Here is a 19,506-nt window from a genome sequence, read left to right on the forward strand (position 1 = left end):
TCACCTTCCCCTTTGGAGTCTTGAAGACGTTGAACGAGCCCGGCGTCGCTCGTGGAAGACTGGAAGCCAGTTGTCCGGATTGTCGCCAACTTCTGAGATAATTTCATCCAGCAGTTCGTTGTTGTCAGAAGATCCTGATAGAACTGCCAGCTCGTCATCGAACCCAGTAAGATCAAGGCGGCCAATCATGGAGGTGTGGCCTTGCTTGATCAAAAACATTCGGCTTTCTTCGCTCAGGCTTTTGATGATCTCATACTCAGCCGAAGAGCATTTGAAGTCTTCTGTGTACTCTTTGAAATCCGCCTTTGGGTTTGGGAGATAAATTTCGGTCGCGACTTGTTGTACCAATGCCGATGCGATCTTGGATTCCAGCAATTGGCTTGGCATCTGTGTGGCAAATACTCCAAGGCCGTTCTGCTTACGTATTGTGACCTGCTTGTCGCCAGCGAAGTCAGCGAATGCCTCATCATCAATCCATTTCCATGCTTCATCCATCCAGTAGATGAAGCGGCGTCCGTCGATCACCGATTCCATGCGATGCAAAAGGTACATTGAAATTGGGGTGCATACGTCAGCGTTATCCAGGAAGTCAGTGCCATCAAAGCCGTAGGTGGAATGAGTGGTAAAATCAATTTCGTCACTAGGGCAATCCAAAACCCAGGCAAACGGTCCTTGTCTACCGCGTCCATCATCGTAGCACCATTGCGAAAGGCGCTTCGCCACGCTGTTTTCCCGCTCTTCCCTATTCGTTCCCTCGGTGATATTTTGCAGGACTGTGGATAAACGGCGCAGCTCCCGCGGCATCCGCATCACAGTGCGAACTGCATGACTGATTCTTTGCTCATCATTTGTAGTGAGGTCTTTGTGCCTTCCGGAAACAAGAGTGCGAACCAGCTTCTCGAGGAATAGAATATTCTCCTCAGTTGGGTCCATTTGCATCGGCTGGAATCCGGTAGGTTTGCCGTTTTTCACCGAGAGATACTTGCCGCCCATAGCCTTAATACAGATCTTTGCGCCTTCGTCCTTGTCGAAGTAAATCGTTGTGAATCCAAGCGGAGCGCTGGTTTTGTATTTCTGGGACTGTACCATCAACGTAGTCATTAGAGCAGTTTTGCCGGCTCCCGACTGGCCGATCACGCGAGTATTTCCCAGCAGCTTTTTGTCAAAGTTGTCTTCGTCACCTTTCGAGTAATGGAAGTTGAAATAAAGCGGCTGGCCTGAAGGGGTTTTGAACAGTGTTACAGCATCGCCCCAGGGGTTGCCGTCACGCTTGCCTGCTGTGAAGTTGTGAAAGCTGGCGAGGCACGCGAAGTTCTTGCTCGTAAGGCCCGCAATGCGGGGGCGATAACGCCAGTTACATGGGAGTTGAGCATAGAAAGCGGCATCGGTCGCCGTCGCGACAAGAGCTGCAAGAAAACCACGATCCTGAATAATGGCCATGGCTGAAGTTGTGTTCCGGCGAACCTTCTCGACCGATTCACCAAAGATGAGAAGCGAATAGTGATACTCGCCCATCGTGAATTCGCCTTGGATCAGCTGGTCAATCGCTGTGCGGATCTGCTCGATCTGGGTTGTGCTGCCGTCCTCCGTGTTCATAAGCTGCTTCATTTGTCTTTCCAGGAACTCCTTGCCTTGTCGCTTGGCCATGAAGCTGAAAGACTGGGTAAGTACGTATTCGTAATCTTCGTACATCAGGCCGTTCAGTATGCCCGGCTCGGTGTGCGCCGTATAGTCTTTGAAATCCAAACACTGAGCAAAACGGGTCTTTGTCGCCGATCGGATTTCGATTGTTTCTGTGCCAACGAATATCCAGGATGTGCCGAGATACTCGTTCAACGGAATCGTCGGCACTCTTACCTTCTGCCATTCACCGGAAAGGAGAAAGTTTAGGAATGTGAGAGCCTGAGAGCACAGAACTCCGTTCTCATCCGTGTAGGTGCTCAGCTCTTCAACACCATAGCGGCGCATGCTCGACTCTATTTGATGTCCGATCTCGTCAAGCTTGCGCATCGAGTTGCGCTGCTCATTCAGGATTTCCGCATGTGTACGACGGCCAATTTTCGCGATTGCCCTGGCCAAGCGGATTGGTTCAGGTCGATAAACGACCGTCAAATATAGTTCGTTTGCCATCATGCGATAACCGGCAAAGCTGCTGAAGTATTTTTGGTCGAAGTCTCGGCAGAAATTATTGTCAAATGTCGAAAGAAGTCTGTCCGAAGTTTGACGGCGAACGTTGTGAGTCCATAGCGCGACGTGGTTTGAGCCGATTGAGCGAAAAAGAGTATTCAGCTGATCTTTGCGCAAAAGCATGTCTTCAGCATCGGATGTCTCGAAACTGATTCCATTCAGCTTCCAGATACGCACAAGGTCACCATCCTTGGTGATCAACGTGTTTGCCGAGATATGGCTGCTGTACGGAACAAAGGGAGCGACAGCACGCTCGTTTGAGACTTGTCGGCGGTATTTCGGCTGTGCAAACATTCGTGCCTCACTTGCGCTTTTTGAACGCCAAAGGACTATAAGCGGATGCTTTCCAGAAACTGCGGTTGTGGTTGTAATTCATTGTTCTGAAGAGCATTTTGAGCCCAAGTAGTCTGAACTGCTGATCATCTGATTTGGCGATTTGCCTCATAATGAGGACCACCGGAAAAAGCAGAGCTGAGAAAAAGATGGTCGTCCAGATACTCACAAGGATGATGCTGCCACTCGCAATAGCCAGCGGTATCAGCGGAACGCCGAAGATCATTGCTGGTCGGGTGCAGCCTTTAAACAGCGGATCGCGTGGGTCGAGATCATGCATTAGTGCTGACATGGTAATGATCCCTTTTGGTTAGCTCAAAAGATAAGCAGCGAGCTCGGCTGCCCCACCGATCAGAAGGCCTCCACCAAGGATTTTGCCCACCTCGGTAATCTCTGCATGTTTGAATAAAAACTTGTAGCCGGCCCACATAATGGCGATCGTCACAACGCTGATTGAGATGCCGCGCAGGACAAGCAGAACGTTCTGAACGAAGGTATTCACTTTCTGCAGACCGCCTTGTGCAAAGACCGGTGAAGCCATCATCAAAGTGAGACATGCCACAAAGGTTAAGAGGGAAAGGATCATTGCGTTGTTTGTGGTACTTTTCTTCATAATGATTCGCTCCAAAAAAAGTCCGCTCGTTCCATTACTGCCAAGGCTTTCAATGGTGTAATTTGTTGACCATTGACTGCCAAAAAAGCTAAATTAGGGATTAGGAAGCACCTAGAGATCGAATTCAGGCAATAGGTGTCCTGCCAGTCTTCCAACTGACCAGCAGGACTGAGACACAGACAGTCCAAAGTCTTTCCTATAGCCAGGTTCTAAAATTCTCCTTGGTGTGTCGAGTGAAATAAGGGGTTGTCAAAAAAAGTTCTGACAGTGTCAGGAAAGTGGTTTGCAAAAGACGCTATTTTCCGTGTTCATTCTGACAGTAGTTGAAAATGCTGTCAGATCACTGTCAGGCATCCAGGGAGGATGTTTATGGTTCCGGAGGTGATTGCGGATGTTGAAAAGTACATCGCAGAAAAGCCGAATTTCTCGAAGGAGAGATTCGCAGAAGTAAGTGGGATCTCTTATCGGACTCTTTACCGCTTTTTGCTTGGTGAGCAGATTTCGCAAAAATCTCTGATCGCAATACTCAAGACGGTGCATGGCGGTGATCACGCTGAAGTTCTAAAAGAGCTTGCTCAGCGATATCCAGGGAACAAAAGTTTACAAGAAGCCGCCGATAATTATAAAAATCAGAAGTTGTCATCGGACGCAGATCCCGAAGTGATAGCCTTTCTTCGCCGAGATAAAGTAACCTTTCGGGTTTACTCTCTCCTGCTCTATGAAGAAGGCGTCTCGCGTGAGATTATCCGCGAGGAGATGGGTAAAATGGGGCTCGAAGCGTTTGACGAACTTTTGAATAAGGATAAGCTCGTCGAAGTTAAACCGGGTTGCTACCGGCTTTTGAATTACAAGCAAGGATTCAGCGATGGCGAAACTTTGCAGATGTCCTGCCTACGGACCTTTGAACTATACGATCCAGATACCTACGCCACGAAAGAGTCTGGGATTGGTAATTTGATCGGTTGGATTTCTGAGGAAGGATTCGGGGAATCAAAGGAAGTTTTGATGGAAGCTGGTGCTAAAATAATTCAAATCCTCCGAAAACATCCAGGCCGGATTCCGTTTTCAGTAGCGACGGGCCTAGTGCGATTATTCGATGAAATTAATTTCAAGAAAAATAGTGAGGGTCTGTCATGAAATATCCGGTATTGGTTGCGATCATTTCGCTGATAATTCCCCTTTCGGCTCACGCAGGCGGATCTGCCGGAGGTTGGGGTGTAGTTGCTGACAACCGCGAACTCACAATGGAGTATGTTGGTGAATTCGATAATCTTTCGCTCTTGAAAGCTAGTAAAAGAACTTTTAGCGCTATCGCAGCTGCCGAAAATCCTAATGTCACTCTTCGACTGCATGACCGTGTGATAAGCGGTCGCATTCTTGAGCCGGAATTTGCGGATGCTGTTTCTATTGAAACCGAAGAAGGCGAAAATGTGGTCATTGTTAAAGAAGCCGGTGCTGAGGAACAGCCTGCTGGCGGGAATTAAGTTTTTATAGTGCCGTCAAAGTTTCGTATCTTGCACTCTGCTCGGATGTTATGACAACCCTATCTCAGGACTGCGCGTTCTCGTGCGGTCCTTTTTCATTTCCCCAGGTCAGGCTTGGAACCTGGGCAATTGACCCTGACATCCCGATGTCAATACGATCGCAGCGGATGCTCGAACTGATGAAAGGGGAAAGGTGGCGTTCCAGATGATTGAAAGCATGGCCCACCGATTGCTCGGTGATGGCTGGTTTATGATGTTTGCCATCCTGGTCGCACTCATGGTTGTGCGCGATAGGATGTTTATGCGAACTCACGGAAAATTGCTCGATGGCATGAAAGCAATGAACGAGTAGTGGGAGAATGCTTTCGCGTCACAGCCGGAGCGCATGGCGGCAGAGTTTTCAGAAAAAATCAGGCTGCTCCAGGAAGCAAAAGGTGTGATCTGGGTGCGGGTTAACGAAAATGGCGAAACGGAATTTGCCAGGACTCCTGAAAGCGAGTCGGAAGAAATTCATTAGGAGCAAGAAACTCCTGACCCAAGAGAGGATGCAGGAGTTGCAATGAGTCCAATTAGGGAAAGATAAGGATTCGGGACTTTTCCGCAATTAGGGCAGTTCACTCCGCTATAAGGGACGCCTTCCCCACGGAAACGACATCTGCCACATTCACATCGCCCAACTCTACGTCAAATCCATAGATAGCTATTGTGACTGCAATTTCGCTTGCGCAAACCACATCAGGAGGGATCACGATACTAGGCATATAATTGGCCCCAGTTTCGCGGTCGTTTGTCAAAAGAAACACTTTCGACTGGGCTATAACTTCTGTTCCGCATTTCGCAGTCAAAAGTGAACCGTTGATGCCGGCACTGCTTGTGACTTTCAATGGTTTAATGGATACAGAGACGATTTTTCCAGCCGCTCTAGCAAAGCCGGACTCTTGCGCCGAAAAAGTGAAGAGCGAGAATGTGGATTTGATTTTCACTGAAGGGATGGACGTCGGCGTAGGAGAAGGAGTTGCCGTCGGGGCTGGCACTGGCGTGGGTGTGACAGTCGGCGCGGGACTGCTCTCATCCAATTTAACAACCTTCGGCTGTTCCTCCGGAACAGGCTTTGCGGACTTTGAATCAGAGCAACTGGCAGCAAATGAGAAGATTAAAAGCATTTGAGCGAGCTTCATTGAACATAACCTATTTGATTGTTTAGCCGAATCACCGTCGATCACTGCGAGACGGATCCAAAGCCTTTATGCTTCTCCATGGCGTCCCAAAACAGAACGCATGACAGGGAAGCGAGCCTGATCTTTTACCTCAAAAATGACAAAATGATCAGGCTTTTTTATCAGTTCCAGAGCTGTACTTCCAAACTTTTAATTTCAAATCTTGCTGCTGGAAGAAACCTGGCGGTCAGAAACAATGGGCCATCGCAAGCTGTGGTGTCAAAATCAAAGCTAAAAGCTTTGTCTATTGGCATCTGCTCGTGATCAGGCCAACGCCAATGCCCAGGAGCTTGCCAGATAGTCATAGGAAAAAATCCCAGAGCTGGGTGTTTCATACCTGTTCTGCCGTCTTTGCTGCATCGCACGTAAAAATGTATATTCCCTTCCAAAGGACGCCTGGAATCCGGTTGCTCCTGGTTTGGACACCTGTCAAGTGTTCCCCGCACCAGGACTTGAAACCGGGCCTTGTTATCAGGAAACAAAGCTCTAATTTCTTCGAATGTTTGGAAAGCCATATCGTAACTCAAGTATTCAGGAATGGAACCGCTCCCACCAGACCCACCCGGCCAGGTCACTTGAAATTCAAGACTGGTTGGAGAGACAGGGCGGTTGCCCAGCTGAACAACAGTATTTCCACTAATATAGCCAGCCATTCCGGAGGAACGGATTGGATTGGGAGTGCAAGGCGAGCTTACAACGCCGACACCATCAGCAAGAGAGAACGACACAGCGTTTGGGCTATATGTTCCAGGTTTTTGTGCTCCAATCTGCTTCATTGCGCTATCAGAGACAAGATCCTGGTGCCAAACCAGAGTATTATCTTCGCTCTTTGCAGCTTGTGACACGAAACAGGAGACAAGGGCTGCTAGACAGCTCACCATTTTCAAACGCATTTAAGTTTCCTTTACCTTTTGTTGAGAAGGACGAAAGGCTTACGCACCAGGGCGTTTATCAATTCCGCCTTCACCTGTCAACCTGCGCCCCTGCTGAAAACGTTTTCAGCTGCGCAACCTGCGGCACATGTTGACATATCTCCAACTGCTTGATATACGGCGGTTGGCTCCGTCTGCGCTTACAAAAACAATCCAAATATGAGAGCGCCTCCATGAAGATTTCCATGATTATTTCCGGTCTCTGCCTCTGGTCGTCACTGGCAATAGCCGGTATTAAACAACCGAGTTTAGACACGCCCGATTTTTCCAAGAGTCTCGATGCAAACTATGAATATGCTTTCAAGGTTTCTGCCACAGTCACTCCCCTTGGCGTCTTTTCAAGCATCAGTGTTCGGACTCCAGTAAAACTTAAGGTCTCCTGCGATGGCAATGAGTTGGGAGAGGCTTCGTTTTTCTATAACAAGACCATGAAAAACCAGGACACACTGCTCTCGGTTACTGTCAGAAAATTCCTGACTATGTGCCCTTCGGCGAATCCTGCCATCACTATCGAACCTAATGGTATCGAGCTGGATATCAGGTCCCCCTTCTATACAGCAGAGACCCAAAAGATAGGTCGAACAGTTTCAGCCTATAAGGAAGACATTGAGAATAAACTGGAGAAGAAGGCTGTTGACCTGGTGAAAGCCCATTCGCTGATGTCGAGCGTATCGGGCTCGCAAGAGTCTTTCCATTGCCTCATCGTTTCCTTCGAATCGGATGCCCTCATTCCGATTGAGTCCGTTGACGAAATCAAAGGCGAATACAAGAAGCTCTATGGAACTTTCAAGAAGGATGCCATTAAATGCCCTGCGACCGGAGTGCTCGCCGATCGGATCGCCACTTGCGCGGTCGCTGAAAACAAGTTCACTCTTTTCTGCGTGCTTTATGATCGCGTTGTCCAGGAAACCGCATGGTTCGCAGCAGCAATGGAAGAAGGCGAGGCGATTGTTGCCAGGGAAAGCGATGCCAACATGATTGGTGAGATCAACTTATTGCTGGATAAAATCAAAAAGAGCAAAGAAGCCGTGGAAAGCCAGTTTGGGGCGTAAACACTTTAACAATTCGGAACATTAAGAGCTGTTTATGAAAAAATTTGGATATGCGGCCCCTTTGTTGATGCTTTTTTGCTTTGGGTGGCCGATCCTGGCCAACTCTCAGGACCAATCCTGTCGTTCTGAAAAACCCTGGCTATCTGAGACTTGCGAGGAACCGAACGGGTCTGACATCAATCATGCTTGTCGATTTGTCATGAAGAAAGAAAAGGAAAGTGGTTGGAAGAAAGAAGATTTCGCCAAAACTCTTCATCACAAGCTTATGTATGAAACCTGCGAAGGGACGACTCGGCTCACCTGTAGTACTTTCATCAACAACCTTGTGGTCTCTTATGATCACGTTCTGAAGACTCATTTTGACGAGCCAAAGTCCGATCTGCCCTTGGCTGTCACGCTTTCCAAGCCAACAGCCCAGGCTGATTATAACCTGGAAAGGAATTTTCTTTGGGTCAAGGAAGCAGAAGGTAAAAGCCTTGATAAGATCCGGGCATTCATTGAGACGTCGAAAAGCAAGGCGACAGGGATCACCGATGACGCTTCACTGAGGAAAGTGAGCAAAGAAATTGACGCGAATCAGCGCGCGCTCAAAAGCGAGTTGCTGACTCTATCGAGGCAGGAAACTGATCTTCTGAGAATGCTGCGCAACGCAGTGGCGCAAATGCAGATCGTAGTCGGCAACAGCCGACAATTGGTTCCTAATAAATGTCGGGATGTAAATGATAAAATCGAAAAGTACAACCAGGATACTTTGGGCTTCATCTATCAGACTCACCAGTTGATAGAATATATCGAAAAAGCTTCGAAAGAAGTCTCGGATCTTTATGTGTTGGCCATCAAGTCGAGCGAGATCACAGTCCGGAATCGCTACGCGGCTGCTGTCAAGGATACTGTCGAGTCTGCGACTGACAGGATCAACCAGGTGTTATTTCTCGATCGCACTCTATGGGATGTCGCGAGCTGGTGGTACGATGCCAACAAGAACGGTCTGGCCAATCGCCTCCATACCCGTTACCTTCTCTACACCGAACCTATGAGATTGCTGAATATTGAGCTTCAAACAGCACAAGGCTTTCGGACCAGACTCAGTCAGGCTGTTCCGAACGCCGGCCCCTTGCGCGATGAGACCCTTCGGAGTATTGACGACAAAATCCAGACTATTCAGGACGAGATAGATGCCCTTAAAAAGAAAGGTTTTGAGGGTCAGCTTGCGTCGCAGATAAGCCTGGCCAGGAGAAGACTGGCAGCTGTCGGAGCGGAGAACGCCAATTGCAAAAAAGTTTCAGACGATTTTTTGGCAAAGGCGGAGAAAGTCAAGTCACTCGCTGATTTTGAACAAACATCCTACCTTTATGCCACTACGGTCGAAACATGCGTGAGGAACGCCCAATGAAAAAGCCGATCTTGAGAAAGAAAATCCTGATCTTTGCTGTTCTTCTCGCCTATTCTCATGCTCTCTTTTCCTCTGATGGCAGGACCGTGATCCTGACTGGCCCTGACGGAACTCAGATAGAAGGCGTGATCACGCCTAATGGTAATTTTTGCGTTGGAAACGCCTGTGTGCCCGTTGATTTTTGCAAGGGTGCCTGCGACGGCTACCTTGTGAATTCTTACGAGCCATCGGAAGGTGAAGGCCTTTTTCCCGCTGTAGGCTCTGACACAGGCAGTGCTGATACGGGAGGCTTCGGCACAGGAACTACCATTACACCGCCAGGCGGTGGAGGACCGATTGACAATAGCTGGGAATCGACGTTTGGACAAAACACAACAGACATCTTCGCCAACAGACAGATAGCGCTGGACCAATCGCTCAAGAACATGGAAGCGGAATGGAACAGCATCGGAAAAGACATCGGTGCCAGGATTATGGGCAATGACCCCAATCCGTTTTCAGTAGATATAAGCGAGATCACAGCTGCCAATGACGCTCAGATCCAGCAGACCCAGCAGGCGATCGTAGCGTATATTATGGCGTATAACGCCTGGTACGATGCTACAACTAAAAACATGGAAGCGACTCGGGACAAAATCGAGGAAATGAACAAGGAAGCTCAAGCTCGACTCGATGAGAATCTAACCAACAAGGTTCCTGTGAAGATCGAGGAAAGAACCAAGCTCTGGAAGGATCTGGAAGCCGCCAGGACCCAGACAAAGGCGAAGGCGGGTGGCGTTATCACCGCCCTGGAAAGTGGCACGCTGGTGACCCAGGGGGCGGGAGGCTTTGCGAGTTCACCGGCGAGTGTCGGCGGAGATAAAGTCAGGCGCCTCGATAAATATTTGAGTTCGGTACAGAGGTCATTGGAAGGCGAAGGACCTCTAAGCCCGCAACGGAAAACGATCCTTGACGATGCCAAGCTTTCAAATATGCAAGCGGACAGCGCCTACGCAAAAGGGGACATAGAAGCAGGAGATGCTCTGGTTCGCATCGGCTATGCGCTTGGGGATGCGGCGATCGCATTGAGTCCTATCGTGGTTGCTGCTCTGGCTCCAGGGGCTGCGGTTGCCATCACTATTACAGGGGCTGTGGCTATAGGAAAATCCTGGTACGAAGCCCGAACGGGGACTAGAATTTGGGATGGCTCTCCTTTAAGTGTCATGGATCGGCAGCTGGCTTATGCTGATGTGGCCTTATCAATGTTGCCGGGTGCCTCTGAGATCTTGAGTTTCAGTGGCAAGGCCGTTGCGGGCATGGTGGATAATCTTTCTGGTGTGATCAAGTTGGGGATGGGCGAAGAATCGGCACTTGCATTGATCAATGGAACTAAAAAGCTAGCGGAGCGCCTTAATTTCGCAACGGCGGACTTAGCGCAGGATTTTATTCGCTGGTTGAAGCGACCCGTTCACCCTAATCTTGAAGCTGGGGCGATCGGTGAAGGGGGTGATCGGGCGCTCGAAGTCATTCGAGGTCTAAGACCCGAAGTTGCCACCCTGGACGCATCGGCTTCCTTCAAAAATCTCTCACCACCTCTAAGAAGGGGCGCCTGGGATATCATGGAGAACCTGCCTCGGGCGTTGAAAGGCGATGCTCAGGCAACTCAATTCATCAACCAATTAAGGCCACATGAGCTGACTGCTAACTACAAAGGTTGGACTTCCTTGGATCTCGTTCCAAATAATCCTAGTGCTTCTCCGCTCCGGTTTCTTTATAAGGTCAAAGCGGACGGAATCATTGAGTGGATGATTAGGGATACCCATTAATGAAAACATACAAGCTGTCTGGTCATAACATAAAAAGTCTCGGCGATTTCTTCAGGGAATTCGCAGAAATGGTTGGGGTTGAATACTTCGGTCACAACATCCAATCTTTCGATGACTGCCTGTTCGGTGGCTATGGTTTGCAATCACCTTGCGAAATTCATTGGCATGATAGTGAGCTGTCAGCAAAATATCTGGATCATCAGTGTCTTGCCGCTTGGTGTCAGGAAGTCTTAAAAAGAAACGATTTTCCTGATGAAGACAGTCGCAGGGAAGTGGAGAAAATTCTCGACGAAGCGAGCGCAAGAGAACGTACTATCCAGGAATTGTTGATTGAAAATATGAGATCAGCTTTTCAAAGATCGGGTGGAACAATCGACATTAATGTGGTCTTGAAATAGCTGCGATACTGACAATGGCCCCCTTCGGGGGCTGCTAAATTTTGAAGCCCGATAACTTGGTATAAGGCCCAAACTCGTGGTCCTAAAATAGCTGCAATATTGCCAGAGAGAATGATACTGCATCTGCTGTTCTTTAAAATTTCTGCCGTATTGGTCATAGGCGTTTCTCCCGCATTTCTATGAAACCTGCATTAGTAGTTGAATCAAAATTTATTGCGCCATTGAAGACTGAAACTGATAGTCAGCTTGGAAGCTTCAAGGTCGAATGCATGTTCGGATTCGACAGCACCTTGGGCTTTCAAAAAAGATCCATTGGCATCTCCCTCAAGATGGAATTGCGTTAGACATATTGAAAGACAAACTGAAATTTTTACCTGACAGCATAGATGACGAGGTAGTGACATTCAATCCATTCATTCCCTCCAATGCAGGCGGAACAGGGATCAGAGATTATTTGGACGAAGCTGCAAGAGTTCATTCATCCGGCGGGCAGCTGAAGATTACCGGATCAAAAGGCAATAAATTTACGCAATTACCTGGCCAAGAGGTGCTGGACCAGCTAGGCCTGGAAACCATTGTTGCACACGGGCCGCTTCTGGCCGAATATCGTAGCTTTGTTTTTCGAAGGATTGATGGCACGATAATTCCGAATGATAGTATGCTTACCAGTGTTTTAAGGAAAAAATGATGCAAAAGGTGGAAGGCCATTTTGAAGACTTGCACTGGACTGAGTGTAACATAAAGAAAACAGTGATTAACCGATCTGAAAAGAATATCGAAGTATGGGCAGAATTTCTGGAAGTCTACCCTCCCCATCCTTTTTCCAGGACCTGTAAAAGTAGCGATATCTTTATTGCCGTTTTTGAAAACGTCCATTCTTCGAAGCTTGCCATTACTGAGTATATCGGAGATGCGAGTGAAGGACAGGTAAAACCAACAGTGACAAAGGTAGACTGTTTTCGGGAAGAGAAAGAAGAAAGTGACTGTGGCAAAGAATTTTCACTAGAAGGCGTCCTGCTGGATGACTTAGGACGAAAACATGCCTGGATATCTTGGGATATTGTAGCGGAAAAGTTTTACCTTGAGCGAAAGTCACAAGAAGAATAAAGGGCCATGTTGGATATCATGGCCATAGCGCGAGTGTGTCGTGTACACTCTTTTTAACCAGTATGTGCTTGAGGTGGAAGCCCCTATGAATATAGGCAGACGTATACTCCTGGCCGGTCTTGTATTTAAGTCTTCGTTGGTTGTGGCACAGGATAAGCTGTCACGTGATGACACTACCATGGAGCTTAATTTCGCCTATTCACAGCAGGAATATGGGACGATCGCACTGGATATTCTTGCTCCTCGAATGGGAGACTGGGGGCGTCTCGGTATAAACCTGGGAGGCACAAGCTATAATGCCACTCTGTCAAGCAACAGAGATCGGTTGATGCATGTTGACCAGAAGGCCCTTGCTTGGCGCATTGATGAACCACTTTTAAATGTTGATATGGCATCATCCCCAGGTATACACACGTTGGGCATTGCCTCGACACTACGGGTTGGCATTCAATCGTATGAAAACTTGCTTGATGAAAAAATTCAACGAGAAGATCACTCATTTTTTGAAGTGGAGAGTCTATTCCAACTCAGAAGCCTGTTGGATGATAAAACAGGATTATGGATCAAGAGGTCTACTTTTGGGCTGGGTACTGGTTTCCGCTTGAATCTGATCGACGAGGCGACATTCATTGGTAACAAAGGGGTGGATAGACTCCACGTTTATCCTACATTTCAGTTTTCCGCTCTTATCTTCTGACTGCTAAAAAATGAAGATAATCGAGCCATATATAGTGCTTTACTAACGATTGAAAAGCAAACGCGATAGAGTTCCTGGCCAAATAGAGCCGAAATACTAAGGCTGGTCAGATTGCTGCAGCTCAAAGTCTAGAAGGTTCGACAGTGGAAGGCTCAATATTAAGCCAGGGGTGAAATTCTGACGCTGTTTATGCCCAGACCGGAATAACACTGGCAATTCTCACAATTCAAATCCAGGGCCGCGCGTTCTCGTGCGGTCCTTTTTGTTTTCATCGGGTGCCATCCGATACGCCTGCGACTTTTCCCTCGTCTGGGGCTCCGCTTTGGGCCCCTCCTGCTCTTTCTCTGGGGGTTGGGTGGGGGTTGCCGATCTTGATGCCATTTCGAGCTCCCAGGGTGCTGCAGAAGCTTTGAAACTGGAGGTCACCCCTGACCTCGATGCTGTTCAATTGTTGAGCAGGGACAGCGGACATACACCAGGGGGGGCATTCCTGAAGCGTGGTAGCGGGTCCTTTCCATCATTCCAGATCCGTACAGGATGGACGTCATCGACCCGCATGATGAGGTCAGGTTCGCTTTCTAAATTCTATCTCCCTAATGACCTTTGCCACCTGCACGAACCCAACGCAGCCTACAATTGTGGCTCCTATGACAGCGTCTGTGCCGCTGAAAAATCCTCCGATAGGGGGATGGTAAGGATTGCTTAAAAAACCCACCATTTCCTCTGTGAGCATTGCGGCTCAGGCGTTATGCTTCCAAGGAAGCCTCAAAAACTTTGTAGGATAGTGGATCCGGGACCTTATCCAGATTGACCGTATAATCCCCAAAGCGGTTGATATGCTCCCTCCTGTATGGAGACAACGCGGCCAAGGCTTCCCTACTAAACTCATGACCTTCGTTTTTAAGCTGCCCGAGCACCTTGCTCATTTCGTTGACCGTGTGGAGAATCACAAGGCTTGAAACAAGGTGATTATATTTGATGACCTTTCTCTGCTCATCACGGTCATTCTCGGCAATAACACCGCCGCCGCCAAAGGCTACCCATTGTGCAAAGCCGTTGAAAGCCTCGCTTTTGTTTGTGGCAGCTTGAATTGTTCGCCTCAGCTCAGCATCGCCGATATAGGAGAGCAGAAAGATTGTGCGGATGGCACGACCAAGCTCGCGGAAGGCAAAATAAACCTTATTTTTGCGGCTCTGAACGCCAAGGCGTCTCAGAACCGTTGCAGCCGTGATGTGCCCGGCCTTTATTGAGACAGCTACCCTGAGCATATCATGGAAGTGGGTTTCAATGAGGTCCCAGTCGATGGCTTCATCAAAAAGCTCATTGATGTGTTCATAGCGTGCCCCCTTTTCTGGCCGGAAAAACTTGAGATCCTTCCAGTTGCGAATCCGTGGCATGAGCTTGATACCAAGAAGGTGCGAAAGCGCAAAGACGGGCGCACTCTGCGCCTGGGTGTCGCCGTGAAGAGTATCCGGTTGGATATCCGAACGGTTTTGAAGCAGACCGTCTAGGATATGGACCGCTTCCCACACGCCGCATGGGATAAAATGGCTGAAAAGGGCAATGTAGGTATCTGAAACATGATAGTAGCCGATTCCGCCATAGCCACCATAACGAATGTGATACTCTGACAGCAGGTTCTGCTCATAGAGATCCCACTTGGTACCATCCGCCGACGCGTGTTTTCCCGTTCCCCAAAGCTTTGGTAATGTGAAGCGGTTATACGCGTTGATGACTTCGACGGTCGCTTCTTCAAGCGTTCCATCGGTGGCATGGCGCTGGTTGACGAGCGAAACTTGCCTTCTGTCGAAGCCCTTGATCGACCGCGCTGTCTGGCTCGGGCCAAGATTACAGCCATAGCAAAAGGTCGTCACGATATAACGTTCTCTTGGGTTTTCGATCTTGGCATCATGGCCCGACAGCGGCCCAAAGTGTTTGGTCCACCTGAGCCAATGATCGGTGTCAGCGAGAATCTCGACAATATTGATCGGAGACATTCTCTCAGCCATAAGCTGATCGAGCTGAGCAAGCCCTGCGGGCATTGCCCGCCTGTCCAGCTTGGCGATCGCCGGCTCGCCGTTCACAAGCCTTACAGCCTCATTATCTGGAAAGGATTTATCTGCTTCTTCGGCAGCAACGGCCATTTTTTTTCGCATCTGATCTACGAATGCTTTGCCATCCATCGGAAGCCCGACTTGCTCGCCGTATATTGCGCGCTCTCTTTCAAACTCTTCCCATGAAAGAAGTTGATGACGGTAGTCACCGAATCTGTCACCCGAGCTTATGGCAAGATCGCCTGATTTCAGCTCCTGCATCACCTGGGTAAAAAGGCAAATCTCGAAATATCGCCGCGAGACTTGCTGAGGCTTCGTGCCTGGCTTGATACCAGGGCCTGCCACCAGAGGCCACCACTTGTCAGCAACCCAGGAAAGATCAATTGCGGCCGTATTATGGAGCCATTCTCCCTTCGACCGGCGGTTTTGTAAAAGGAAAGCCACGGCTAGGATCACAGACTTGTCGCTGCTTGTAGTGATAAGCGGCATCCCCTCAAGAAGCGAGTAGAGTGCCGAGCGGCTGCCCTTAAAAATGCGAGGCAGGAATGCCAGGTAGTTCCCACCCGCATGAGCGCCATAGGCCTCGCACTGTTCAAGGATCTTGTCGGGATCGGCACCAACAGCGGTTGTGATTGCTTCGAGACGCTTTTCGGTTGGTTCTTCAGATTTGCAAGCCGCGACGATGACCTTGCGCAGCATTGCAACCAGACTTTGTGTCTGATCAATATTGCGAAGATGGTACTGGTCGAGCGCTTCCTTTCCAAGGCGGTGCAGCTTTTGCATCCGTTTTACAAACATTTCGGCCAGATCATCAAGAGCATGTGCTGTTTGCAGGCGAATGAGCGTGGCAGCAATTGCGTAACGCTTTTTCTCTGCCAGATCACGCATTGAAGCAGCATCAAGGGACTTGGCTTCTGCGGCGAATTGCCTGATTTTTACATCAGGTATCAAGACGAATGATTCGTCTTTAATGGCAAAATCCCGGAGCCAGCGAAGATGCTCTGTAAATTCCCGCATGTGTCCAACGGTAGGCCGCTGCGGCTCACGTTTTACTTTGTCCCAGGCGCATTTGATATTGCGTGATCCTTTTGCAAATAGGACGTCGATCTTTTTGCGACCATCTTTGCCAAGTTCCTGATAGATCAACTTATGGTAACCGCCATTGACAGTGACGCGAGCTTTCTTGGCAGCTCTAAGTATTGTTGCAAAACTTGGTAGCTCGCAACGCTGTCGCACAAGCTCCTCGATGGCCACGTTAATAATATCTGCGAGGTCATCCTTGGTTGATGCTGCTTCCGTAACGGCAGCAATCATCGCAGCTTCGGAAGCCTTGTCATAGGGAGTAACCCGAAGAAACGCCAGAATCAGGTTCAAGTGTCTCAAGCGAGCGTTGCTTTCATCATAAGCGTGCAAGCCGTTTGGAAGCTTATCGAATCCAATGCTTTTCGCTATGTGACTGACGATTGTTTGAGGGACATCGGCAAGCCGGGAGAAGTAGCCTAGTCGCTGGAACGTCTTGAGCAGGATCAGAAACCCTGTTCGTGGTGCCGGGCGTCGTGCATGGGTGTTGGCAAAGGCAATTTCGTCAACACTTGGTGTATAAATGCTCGCAAGTTCTTTTGCAGTCGGATGCGCCTTTAATCTGGGATAAGCCGTCTCATTGACACCAATCATTGCAAAACAAACTCCGCTAACTCTATCCGACATAGGAAGAAAACGATCGTTTTTGGCACGTGCGAGAATACCTTTGTCTTTGCATGTCAGATTTCAAAGTCGACTTCAGTGGCATTTCAAAGTCCCCTTCATTGAGGGTTAAATGCCGACCTGACATAATGACAAAAAGTCCGGGCCCGAATCATTGTTTAAGAGGGGCGTGAGAAACAGAAGGGAAACTGAGTGCTGCTGATGAGGATTCTTACGACAAGGTCAAGTAGCAATGGCGGGTCCGAACTTTTGACAATAACCTTGACGAACCATTGCTCCCAAAGACTAAGATCCTTCTCTACGGATGGGGAATTTTAGCTGATATTTTTTGTATTTAAGTTGATGCAGCCGACTGCCGAATATATTATTAACCTGCCGGAGGAGAATATTCTTGTTCTTGCGTCTTATTGCCATCTTAGGGATTTTGATATTCACCTGGGGTATGATCTCAGTGGATGATGACGCCCTTTGTATGGATCGGAACGATGCAATTACAACCGGCTCGATCTTAGAATCGTCCTCCTCCTCGTGCTTGCAAGAATTGGCCAATCCCTTGAATCATACTCATCGGGATCCTTGCCATCAGGGTATTTGCCACTTCGGGCATTGCTCGCATATCAGGATGATTTCCACCTTCGCTGTTTCGGAAATGCTGTCCAACTCCAGCTCTCAAGAAAACACCCCCTATTATTTCAAACTCCCTGGCAACAATGCATCCCAGCAGGATCGTCCTCCTATTTCGTTCTCTTAATCCACTCATTCAAAAATTTTTCCTGCTTAGCGTCTGGAACCTTTTAACGGGGTTCAACAGGTATTCGCAGACATTCATTCGTTAAGGAATTTTCATGAAACTGCCTTATCGCATCCTTGCGCTTTTTGTTTCAGCGATCTCTTGCGTCAGCCAACAAATGAACTCGATCGTTGAGTTTTCAAATGTCAATGAAGCGATCGTCGCACTGGTTGAGCCATCCAGCGTCGGCGAGAAAATTCACTTTCTTCGCATCGATTGCAACAGCACCGGCAAATCCCGGAAGTGCATGGAAGTCCCGATCGCAAATGGAACAGTCCGCGAAGACCTGGGGAATGGCCGATTCAAGGTCCAACTTGATCCAGGCGGCAGGATCGAAGCGTATTCGATCGTGAGAAAGCATAAGGCAACTGATGCTTACTAAGGGACTTAACATAATGAAAATATTTAATAATTGTCTGAGACTGCGTTTGGGATCATGGCTCGGCCCATGCTTGCTTCTGACCTCCTTATTTTTCCAGGCCCAGGCCGCCCAGAATCCGAAAGCGGAGCCTTTGGCGGTCAATGCCTACTGCACTTATCTAGGAGGCAGGTCCACAGAGACTGGTAAGCCCGCCGATACCTTGACTCTATGCGATGCCTTATCCAAGGCCCTGTCCGAAGCTCCTGGCGTCAGAGGCGAAGAAAACCTTTATCTGGCTTCGGAGGGGCGCGTTGACCAGGCGGGTCTGATACCCAATCCCGTGCTGCTCGGTGATATGGATAGGTATAACAAGGAAGTCACCGTCCAGCTCAGCCAAACCCTTGAACTGGGCGGCAAACGTGGCGATCGTATTGAACTCGCCAGGCTGGAACAGATGAATGCCCAGGTCACTTTCAGCGGAAGAAGGCTGGAAATCCTCGAAGGAGTGAAGAAGCGCTTTATCGAAGTGCTCCTCATAGAGCAGAAATTGTCCTTTGGACAACGCCGGCATGAAATCGCTCAGCAGATTCTGGCAACCGCCCGACGCCGCGTCGAAGCGGGCCGGGGCATGCCGGTGGAAATGATTAAATCCCAACTCGCAGTCACGGCCAGCGATTTGGAAGTTTCAAGACTCCAGGCACAGCTGGCCAATGCCAAGAGGCAGCTGGCAGCAACCCTGGGAATTTCCAGCCAGTCCCTGACAGCTGTAGGAGACCTTACGAGCATGCCGGTCGATCCTGCCCGCTTTGCGAATTTTCCGGTGGAAAATAGTCCCGCTGTTAAAAAGGCCAACCTGGAACTTGAACAGCGCCAGGCTGCACTCAGTCTTGCCAAGAGCAACGCTGTTCCCGATCTTACTCTCAGTGCAGGGGCACGCCGGTTCCAGGAGGAAGGAATAACAGGCTTGGTCTTTGGTGTTTCCATCCCCATTCCGATTCTCAACAGAAATCAGGGCACGATTCGTGAGGCCAAAGGCGACGTTTCAGCGTCGGAATTCAACCGTGAAGCGGAGAAACTTCGGGTTCAGGCGGAACTTCAGGGAGCAATCCAGGAAATTCAAACTGCCTATGCCGAAGCCCTGGCCTTCAGAAACCAGATCCTTCCAGCCGCCGAGAAAGCGTTTGCTTCTGCGAACGAAATCTTTCAACGGGGAAAGTTGGACTATCTGAATGTCCTTGACGCTCAGCGGGATCTCTTCAATTCACGGGAGCAATACCTGCAATCGCTGGTTGCCTATCATGAGGCTCTGGCAGATCTGGAACGCCTGACAGGCAAAGGTATCACCGAGCTACTCAACAATGGCAGCAGCGGAAAATAGG

General features: G+C 49.0%; 18 protein-coding genes. 13 read left to right on the top strand and 5 right to left on the bottom strand.

What is annotated here, in order from left to right; all coding sequences use genetic code 11:
• Genes VFO10_RS18255 through VFO10_RS18265 form a run of 3 tightly spaced genes read right to left on the bottom strand, consistent with a single transcriptional unit; the run spans position 1 to position 3,133 of the window.
• Positions 1–2,481, bottom strand: coding sequence for a VirB4 family type IV secretion/conjugal transfer ATPase (locus VFO10_RS18255; protein ID WP_325142796.1), 2,481 nt, complete (start codon positions 2,479–2,481; stop codon positions 1–3).
• Positions 2,482–2,488: 7 nt separating this feature from the next.
• A complete protein-coding gene (locus VFO10_RS18260) occupies positions 2,489–2,812 on the bottom strand; it encodes a type IV secretion system protein VirB3 (RefSeq protein ID WP_325142798.1) in 324 nt (107 codons plus the stop codon).
• A gap of 18 nt (positions 2,813–2,830) precedes the next feature.
• On the bottom strand, positions 2,831–3,133 hold the full coding sequence (locus VFO10_RS18265; RefSeq protein WP_325142800.1) for a TrbC/VirB2 family protein: 303 nt from the start codon (positions 3,131–3,133) through the stop codon (positions 2,831–2,833).
• 369 nt (positions 3,134–3,502) lie between these two features.
• On the opposite strand from VFO10_RS18265, the gene VFO10_RS18270 reads away from it, so the two are divergent.
• The 4 genes from VFO10_RS18270 to VFO10_RS18285 all read left to right on the top strand — a co-directional run bounded on the left by VFO10_RS18270 (position 3,503) and on the right by VFO10_RS18285 (position 5,784).
• Positions 3,503–4,270, top strand: a complete 768-nt coding sequence (locus VFO10_RS18270) for a hypothetical protein (RefSeq protein WP_325142802.1) — start codon at positions 3,503–3,505, stop codon at positions 4,268–4,270.
• Positions 4,267–4,617: a hypothetical protein gene (locus VFO10_RS18275; RefSeq protein WP_325142803.1), complete on the top strand. Its 351-nt coding sequence runs from the start codon at positions 4,267–4,269 to the stop codon at positions 4,615–4,617. The genes VFO10_RS18270 and VFO10_RS18275 overlap by 4 nt, the downstream gene beginning before the upstream one ends.
• 217 nt (positions 4,618–4,834) lie before the next feature.
• A complete protein-coding gene (locus VFO10_RS18280; RefSeq protein WP_325142805.1) occupies positions 4,835–4,969 on the top strand; it encodes a hypothetical protein in 135 nt (44 codons plus the stop codon).
• A 506-nt stretch (positions 4,970–5,475) separates the two neighbouring features.
• Complete coding sequence (locus VFO10_RS18285; protein WP_325142806.1) at positions 5,476–5,784, top strand: hypothetical protein; 309 nt, start codon at positions 5,476–5,478, stop codon at positions 5,782–5,784.
• A gap of 172 nt (positions 5,785–5,956) precedes the next feature.
• On the opposite strand, the gene VFO10_RS18290 is transcribed toward VFO10_RS18285, so the two are convergent.
• Complete coding sequence (locus tag VFO10_RS18290) at positions 5,957–6,727, bottom strand: hypothetical protein (protein WP_325142808.1); 771 nt, start codon at positions 6,725–6,727, stop codon at positions 5,957–5,959.
• A 212-nt stretch (positions 6,728–6,939) separates the two neighbouring features.
• Here VFO10_RS18290 and VFO10_RS18295 point away from each other — a divergent pair, with 212 nt between their 5' ends.
• The 7 genes from VFO10_RS18295 (at position 6,940) to VFO10_RS18325 (ending at position 13,218) form a co-directional block, all read left to right on the top strand.
• Entirely contained in the window at positions 6,940–7,818 is an 879-nt protein-coding gene (locus tag VFO10_RS18295) for a hypothetical protein (protein WP_325142811.1), read from the top strand.
• A gap of 34 nt (positions 7,819–7,852) precedes the next feature.
• Positions 7,853–9,211, top strand: a complete 1,359-nt coding sequence (locus tag VFO10_RS18300) for a hypothetical protein (protein ID WP_325142813.1) — start codon at positions 7,853–7,855, stop codon at positions 9,209–9,211.
• Positions 9,208–11,016, top strand: a complete 1,809-nt coding sequence (locus VFO10_RS18305) for a hypothetical protein (protein ID WP_325142815.1) — start codon at positions 9,208–9,210, stop codon at positions 11,014–11,016. The genes VFO10_RS18300 and VFO10_RS18305 overlap by 4 nt, the downstream gene beginning before the upstream one ends.
• Complete coding sequence (locus VFO10_RS18310; RefSeq protein WP_325142817.1) at positions 11,016–11,414, top strand: barstar family protein; 399 nt, start codon at positions 11,016–11,018, stop codon at positions 11,412–11,414. Before VFO10_RS18305 ends, VFO10_RS18310 begins: the two co-directional genes overlap by 1 nt.
• Positions 11,415–11,679: 265 nt before the next feature.
• The gene (locus VFO10_RS18315; protein WP_325142819.1) at positions 11,680–12,102 is read left to right on the top strand and encodes a hypothetical protein; all 423 of its coding nucleotides are present in this window, start codon (positions 11,680–11,682) and stop codon (positions 12,100–12,102) included.
• Positions 12,102–12,521 carry a hypothetical protein gene (locus tag VFO10_RS18320; protein ID WP_325142821.1) on the top strand — a complete coding sequence of 140 codons (420 nt, stop codon included), beginning with the start codon at positions 12,102–12,104 and terminating at the stop codon, positions 12,519–12,521. The genes VFO10_RS18315 and VFO10_RS18320 overlap by 1 nt, the downstream gene beginning before the upstream one ends.
• A gap of 85 nt (positions 12,522–12,606) precedes the next feature.
• Positions 12,607–13,218, top strand: a complete 612-nt coding sequence (locus tag VFO10_RS18325) for a hypothetical protein (protein WP_325142823.1) — start codon at positions 12,607–12,609, stop codon at positions 13,216–13,218.
• Between the two features lie 746 nt (positions 13,219–13,964).
• Here the strand turns inward: VFO10_RS18325 and VFO10_RS18330 are convergent.
• Entirely contained in the window at positions 13,965–16,946 is a 2,982-nt protein-coding gene (locus tag VFO10_RS18330; protein WP_325142825.1) for a Tn3 family transposase, read from the bottom strand.
• Between the two features lie 875 nt (positions 16,947–17,821).
• Here VFO10_RS18330 and VFO10_RS18335 point away from each other — a divergent pair.
• Both VFO10_RS18335 and VFO10_RS18340 read left to right on the top strand, forming a co-directional pair.
• Complete coding sequence (locus VFO10_RS18335; protein WP_325142827.1) at positions 17,822–18,148, top strand: hypothetical protein; 327 nt, start codon at positions 17,822–17,824, stop codon at positions 18,146–18,148.
• 13 nt (positions 18,149–18,161) lie between these two features.
• Entirely contained in the window at positions 18,162–19,505 is a 1,344-nt protein-coding gene (locus VFO10_RS18340) for a TolC family protein (RefSeq protein WP_325142830.1), read from the top strand.
• Position 19,506: the final 1 nt, after the last annotated feature.

It is taken from the genome of Oligoflexus sp. (assembly GCF_035712445.1).
In the GTDB taxonomy this organism is placed as follows: Bacteria; Bdellovibrionota_B; Oligoflexia; order Oligoflexales; family Oligoflexaceae; genus Oligoflexus.